The sequence below is a fragment of the Pseudomonas delhiensis genome, from assembly GCF_900187975.1.
Lineage (GTDB): Bacteria > Pseudomonadota > Gammaproteobacteria > Pseudomonadales > Pseudomonadaceae > Pseudomonas > Pseudomonas delhiensis.
Genome location: NZ_FZPC01000044.1, coordinates 39,714 through 45,750 on the forward strand (window position 1 = coordinate 39,714; position 6,037 = coordinate 45,750).

The window sequence follows — 6,037 nt, forward strand, 5'->3', positions numbered from 1 at the left end:
CCCCCCTCCAGACCCAAGACCTAGAACAACGGCAACGTATAACTCACGATCAACCGGTTCTCGTCCTGGTCCCGCTGCGTCGCCGTGCCCGAGCCGCTGACCGGCAGGCCGCTGCGCATGGTGGCGTTCTTCCAGGCCAGGCCCAGGCCCTTGAAGGTGCCTTCGGGGACCACGTAGCCCACGGCGATGTCGCGCTCCCACTCGCCCTGGTCGCCGCGGCCGGTCCTGATGTCGTCGGCGTTGAGGTAGAGCACGCTGAAGGTCAGGCCGGGCACGCCGAGTTTGGCGAAGTCGTAGGCGTAGCGGCCGATCCAGGTGCGCTCGCCGGCGTGGTTGAATTTCAGCAGCTGGGCGTCGGTGTGCAGGTAGGTGCTGGTGCCTTCGCCATCGCCGCGGTTCAGGTAGGGGAAGTCGCTGTCGCCGGTGAGCACCTGGTAGCCGGCGCCGAGGCTGTGGCCGCCGAGGCTGTAGGTGAGCAGGCCGCTGTAGACGTTGTTGTCCACCTCGCCCTTGGTCACGCCGCTGCCGTAGTAGCCGCTGCTGACGTAGCCGTCCTTGCGCCCGGCGGTGCTGCCGTTCTTGCCGTCGGAATCGCTGATGAACACCCGCAGGTCGGTCTTCAGGGTGCCCGGGCCGATCGCCCAGTTGTGCGTCAGGCCGAGGAAGTGCTGCTGGTAGAAGTCGGTCAGCTGGCCGTAGTAGTACTGCAGCGTCAGGTCCCTGGTGGCCTTGTAGTCGCCGCCGGCGAAGTAGAACTTGTTGCTGTCGCGGGAGCTGGCGCTGCTGCCGTTGGCGCCGGCGATGGACATGCTGCGCCAGTCGGTGGAGTTGCGGCCCTTGGTATGAGTCAGCTGGCCGCCGGTCAGGGTCAGGTCCTTGAACTCGTTGGAGGTGACCTGGCCGCCCTCGTAGGTCATCGGCAGCAGGCGCGCGTCGTTGTAGACCACCACCGGCAGCTTGGGCTGCAGGGTGCCGTAGCGGAACTCGGTCTTCGACACCTTGGCCTTGGCGGTCAGGCCCAGGCTGCTGAACTCGTCCACCGCGCTGCCGTCGCTCTCCAGCGGGAAGATGGTGCCCGGCTGGCGGTCGATGCCGCTCTTGCCGGACTTGCCGCCGCCGTCCAGGCGCAGGCCGAGCAGGCCCAGGGCGTCGACGCCGAAGCCGACGGTGCCCTCGGTGAAGCCGGAGGCGTAGTTGAGCATGAAGCCCTGGCCCCATTCTTCCTGCTTGCTCGGCGAGGCGGGGCCGTTGCGGTTGTCGGTGTTGATGTAGAAGTTGCGCAGGCCGAGGCTGGCCTTGCTGTCCTCGATGAACCCGCCGGCGCTGGCCTGCTGGGCGAGGGCCGCCGTGGCGATGGCCAGGGCGAGGGTGGATCGCTTCATTGTCATGCTCCTTGGTCCGTTCTTTTTCTATGTATGTGGCCGGGGTGGCGCCGTCCGCGCCGGCCAAGGTAGCCGCGTCTTGCATCCATCGCTATATATTTTTGTATATAGCGATGAGGGCAAGACGTGATTGCCGTGACGATGATGCGGTCAGGCAAAGGCTGGGGTCGGTCGTTGGACGCGGTGCATGAGGCCAAATTCTGACTTTCCAGTCAATGGCCGCGATGCCGCACCTTGGCGGCGGAGCGCTAGGCGACCGCCACCAGGCTCAGCAGGCGCCCGTCGAACAGGACGTACTGCGCATCCAGTTCGCGGCCGCGGTGCCATTCCCCGGACAGGTCGCAGAGCAGGCGCAGGCGCGCGCGGCCCTCGGCGTCCCAGGCCAGCAGTTCGGCGTCCTCGAAGTAGAAGCGCCGGCCCACCAGGGGGTAGAGGGCCTTGAACAGGCTTTCCTTGAGCGAGAAGGTCAGGGTCACGCCCAGGCCCAGTTGCTCCGGCGCCAGGCGCTCGCGCTCGGCGGGGGTGAGGATTTCCGCCTGCAGGCGGCTGGCGCGGGCCTCGTCGAGCAGCGTCTCGACGTCCAGGCCCAGGCCACGCCAGGCGTCGCGGCGGGCCACCACGGCGGCGGCCCAGTCGTCGCCATGGGTGATGGAGCCGGCCAGGCCGCCCGGCCAGATCGGCGAGCGGTCGGCCGCCAGGCCCGGCGTCTGTGTTAGACCGGTCAGGCGCTGGATGCCGGCGCGGGCGCACAGGCGCCCGGCGAGGAACTCGGCGCGGCGCTTGGCCACTGCGCGGCCGATGTTCGGCGGCAGGTCCACGCCATGGCGGCCGAAGGCCTGGGCGTCGAGCTTCTGCGGCTGGAAGCGGCAGCTGTGGAGGAGGGCGCCGGGCAGTGCCTGGGGCAGCGGCCAGTGCGCCTGGGGCGGGGTGAGGAAGTCGTCGGTGTCGAGCATGGCGGGGATTCTGCCCGGCCGCCGGACGCGGTGCCAGTGGATTCGTGTGGCGAGTGACCGTCCAGTCGCGTCCGGGCGGTCACGCAGCCTTTACATTCGCTTGCAAAGGTTTACCGAAGCGCTACGGATCGGCGCCCGGGGAATTTGCCACACTGTGCCTCGCGTTCCTTTGCCGGAACGCAGGTGAGGTTGTTGTCGGAGCCGCGTGCTCCGGCTTTTTCACAGATGCTGTGCGGGAGCCCCTGTTTCGGGCTCCCGTTTTTTTTGCCCGGCCCGGCCAGGAACAACGCCCCGCAGGATGGGTTGGGCGAAGCGATACCCATCGCCCTTCAATCGGCCTTCTGCTGGAAGATGTCCTTGAGGAAGGCCTGCAGGTCGGCCCAGGACTTCTGGTCGGCGGTCTTGTCGTAGCCCACGTCCAGGCCGTGGCCCTTGTGCTTGTCGGCATCGGGGTTGGTGAAGCTGTGCTTGGCGTTGGGCTGGACGACGAACCTGTAGTCCACCTTGGCCGCGTCCATCTCCTGCCTGAAGGCGGCCACGCTGTCGGCCGGCACCAGGCTGTCGGCGCCGCCGTGCTCCACCAGCACCTTGGCGGTGACCGCGCCCGGCTGCGCCGGGGTGGCGGTGGCCAGCACCCCGTGGAAGCTGGCCACGCCCAGCAGCGGCAGGCCCTGGCGGGCCATGTCCAGCACCACCTTGCCGCCGAAGCAGTAGCCGATGGCGGCGATCTTCGCCGGGTCGGTCTGCGGCTGTTTCTTCAGCAGGTCGAGGCCGGCCTGGAAGCGCGCCTTGGCGGCGTCGGCGTTCTTCAGCGCCTCCTGCATGAAGGCCTGGGCCTGCTCGGGGTGCTCGGCCACCTTGCCCTCGCCGTACATATCGATGGACAGCGCCGCGTAGCCCAGCGCGGCGAGGTCGCGGGCGCGGCGCTTGGCGTAGTCGTTCAGGCCCCACCATTCGTGGACCACGATGATCCCCGGGCGGATGCCGGATTGCGCGTCGTCGTAGGCGAAGTAGCCGACCAGCCTGGTGCCGTCGGTGGCCTGGTAGGGGATTTCCTGGGTCTTGACCTGCGCCTGGGCGGCGAAGCCCAGGCCGAGCAGCAGCAGGGTGGCGAGCAGGCGCATGGGCGTTTTCTCCAGAGGGTGGACTGAAAAAGATAGCCGGTTGTGCGGCGGCGGTCGGATTTTCCCGGCGCAACCGCTCAAGCCCGCGGCATGGCGTGAAAGCCGCGGCGCCATCGGCTACCCTTGCCGGGCCAGTCAGCCGTGCGGGACCCACAACGGATGTTCGACCTCAGTACCTGGAACCTCACCCTCCCCGAAGGCCGCCCGGCCAGGACCATCTCCACCCCGGCGCTGCAGCGCGACTATCAGAGCCCGTACTTCCACCGCAGCATCGACGGCGTGGAGTTCTGGGTGCCGGTCAACGGCAGCCACACGCCCAACAGCGAGTTCCCGCGCACCGAACTGCGCGAGACGCGCAGCGACGGCACGCCCTACACCTGGCGCTACCCGAACGTCGACAGCCTGCTGCGCGCTACATTGAAGGTGGACGCGGTGCCTTCCATGCGCCGCATGGTGATCGGCCAGGTCCACAGCGACGGCGCCGGCAGCGGGGATGCCGCGCCGCTGCTGAAGCTGGTCTACCAGCTGCGCCTGGACCAGGGCCGGGTGCTGGCGCAGATCCGCGAGCGCCCGGGCGACGCCACCGCCATCACCTACACGGTGCTGGACGGCATTCCTCTGGGGCGCAGCTTCGACTACCGCATCGGCGTGTCGCGCACCGGCGTGCTGAGCATCGAGGTCAACGACCAGCGCCTGGTCCGCCAGCTCGACCCGCGGTGGGCGCGCCAGGGCCTGTACTTCAAGGCGGGGCTGTACCTGCAGGATAATCGCGGCCCCGCCAGCGAAGGCGGGCGGGCGACCTTCAGCGCCCTGTCGATCATGCACCGTTGAGGAACCGCCCCATGCTGCCTTCCCGAATCCTCCCGGCCCTGCTGCTCGCCGCCGGCCTGTCCCAGGCCCCGGGCGCCATGGCCGATGAATTCTCCGCCTGCCTCGCGCGCCTGCAGCCGCAGGCCGCCGCCAAGGGCGTGAGCGCCGCCGCCTACCAGCGCTACACCGGCGGCTTGGCGGCCGACCTCAGCGTGCTCGACCTGCTCAACGCCCAGCCGGAATTCGTCACCCCGCTGTGGGACTACCTGGCCGGCCTGGTGGACGATCAGCGCGTCGCCGATGGCAAGGCCATGCTGGCGAAGCACGCCGAGCTGTTCGAGCGCGTCGCCCGCCAGTACCGGGTGGACAAGTACACGGTGGCGGCGGTGTGGGGCGTGGAGAGCGACTTCGGCCGCATCACCGGCAAGCGCCCGCTGCTGGTCTCCCTCGGTACGCTGTCGTGCTACGGGCGGCGCCAGGCGTTCTTCCAGGGCGAGTTCTTCGCCACCCTCAAGCTGCTGCAGCAGGGCGACCTGCGCGATGCCGGCATCACCGGCTCCTGGGCCGGTGCCTTCGGCCAGACGCAGTTCATGCCCAGCACCTACGCGCGCATCGCCGAGGACTTCGATGGCGACGGCCACCGCGACCTGGTCAGCAGCGTGCCCGACGCCCTGGCCTCCACCGCCAACTACCTGCGCAAGGCCGGCTGGGTGCCCGGCGTGGCCTGGGGCTACGAGGTGAAGCTGCCGGCGAACTTCGCCGAATCCCAGGCCGGGCGCACCAAGCGGCGTACGGTGGCGGACTGGCAGGCCCTGGGGGTGAAGCGCATCGACGGCGGGCCGCTGCCGGCCGGCGACGCCCGCGCGGCCATCCTGCTGCCCACCGGCAAGGCCGGCCCGGCCTTCCTGGTGCTGCGCAACTACGACGCCATCTACTCCTACAACGCCGCCGAGAGCTACGCCCTGGCCATCGCCCTGCTGTCCGACCGCCTGCGCGGCGAACCCGGCCTGCGCACCCCCTGGCCGACCGACGACCCGGGCCTGAGCCGCGCCCAGCGCAAGGAACTGCAGCAACTGCTGCTGGCCCGCGGCCACGCCATCGGCGAGCCGGACGGGCTGATCGGCGACAACACCCGCCGCGCCATCCAGGCCGAGCAGCAACGCCTGGGCCTGCAGCCGGCCGACGGCCGCGCCGGGCAGAAGATCCTCAAGGCCCTGCAAGCCGCGCACTGAACCGCCGCTTTTCGTAGGGCGAATAACCGTTCGCGGTTATCCGCCGATACACCGAGGCCGCAGCCAACGCCCAGGTCAACCCCGGAGCCGCCGGGCACCGAGGCCAAACGGCGGATAACGCCGTAGGCGTTATGCGCCCTACACCAGGCCCGACCTTGACGTAGGGCAATGAAATGGACTCCTCCCTCCTACGGCATCTAGGTGCCAGACTGATGTGTTGGCAACAGTCCCGGAGGGGGAGTCACGATGAACATTAAACGCATTGGCTTGGATCTGGCAAAACAAGTCTTCCAGGTGCACGCGGTCGACAGCCACGAACAGGTGGTGTGCCGTCGCCAGCTCAAGCGCGACAAGGTCCAGGATTTCTTCCGCCAGTTGGCGCCATGCCTGGTGGCGATGGAGGCCTGTGGCAGTGCGCACTACTGGGCGCGCGAACTGCGCCAGCTGGGACACGAGGTCCGCCTGATCGCCCCGCAGTTCGTCAAACCCTACGTCAAGGGCGACAAGCACGATGCCCACGACGCCGAAGCGATCTG

6 protein-coding genes are annotated in these 6,037 nt (G+C 68.9%); 3 read left to right on the forward strand and 3 right to left on the reverse strand.

Going from position 1 to position 6,037, the window contains the following annotated elements; translation table 11 throughout:
• Positions 1-20: 20 nt before the first annotated feature.
• From CHC02_RS27850 to CHC02_RS27860, 3 genes are all read right to left on the reverse strand, one after another.
• On the reverse strand, positions 21-1,382 hold the full coding sequence (locus tag CHC02_RS27850; protein ID WP_089394623.1) for an OprD family porin: 1,362 nt from the start codon (positions 1,380-1,382) through the stop codon (positions 21-23).
• 248 nt (positions 1,383-1,630) lie between these two features.
• The gene (locus tag CHC02_RS27855; protein WP_089394624.1) at positions 1,631-2,335 is read right to left on the reverse strand and encodes a 4'-phosphopantetheinyl transferase family protein; all 705 of its coding nucleotides are present in this window, start codon (positions 2,333-2,335) and stop codon (positions 1,631-1,633) included.
• A gap of 329 nt (positions 2,336-2,664) precedes the next feature.
• Positions 2,665-3,459, reverse strand: a complete 795-nt coding sequence (locus tag CHC02_RS27860; RefSeq protein ID WP_089394625.1) for a dienelactone hydrolase family protein — start codon at positions 3,457-3,459, stop codon at positions 2,665-2,667.
• 159 nt (positions 3,460-3,618) lie between these two features.
• Between CHC02_RS27860 and CHC02_RS27865 the strand changes: the two genes are divergently transcribed.
• From CHC02_RS27865 to CHC02_RS27875, 3 genes are all read left to right on the forward strand, one after another.
• Positions 3,619-4,290: a polysaccharide lyase family 7 protein gene (locus tag CHC02_RS27865; RefSeq protein ID WP_089394626.1), complete on the forward strand. Its 672-nt coding sequence runs from the start codon at positions 3,619-3,621 to the stop codon at positions 4,288-4,290.
• An 11-nt stretch (positions 4,291-4,301) separates the two neighbouring features.
• Entirely contained in the window at positions 4,302-5,501 is a 1,200-nt protein-coding gene (locus CHC02_RS27870; protein WP_089394627.1) for a lytic murein transglycosylase, read from the forward strand.
• A 246-nt stretch (positions 5,502-5,747) separates the two neighbouring features.
• Positions 5,748-6,037 (forward strand): IS110 family transposase (locus CHC02_RS27875; protein ID WP_141137691.1); only part of this gene is annotated, 290 nt, incomplete at its 3' end.

Excerpts from the sequence above, each read along its gene's own strand:
- CHC02_RS27865 (WP_089394626.1), top strand. The coding sequence starts at position 3,619 with ATGTTCGACCTCAGTACCTGGAACCTCACCCTCCCCGAAGGCCGCCCG.
- CHC02_RS27855 (WP_089394624.1), bottom strand. The coding sequence starts at position 2,335 with ATGCTCGACACCGACGACTTCCTCACCCCGCCCCAGGCGCACTGGCCG.
- CHC02_RS27870 (WP_089394627.1), top strand. The coding sequence starts at position 4,302 with ATGCTGCCTTCCCGAATCCTCCCGGCCCTGCTGCTCGCCGCCGGCCTG.
- CHC02_RS27850 (WP_089394623.1), bottom strand. The coding sequence starts at position 1,382 with ATGAAGCGATCCACCCTCGCCCTGGCCATCGCCACGGCGGCCCTCGCC.
- CHC02_RS27860 (WP_089394625.1), bottom strand. The coding sequence starts at position 3,459 with ATGCGCCTGCTCGCCACCCTGCTGCTGCTCGGCCTGGGCTTCGCCGCC.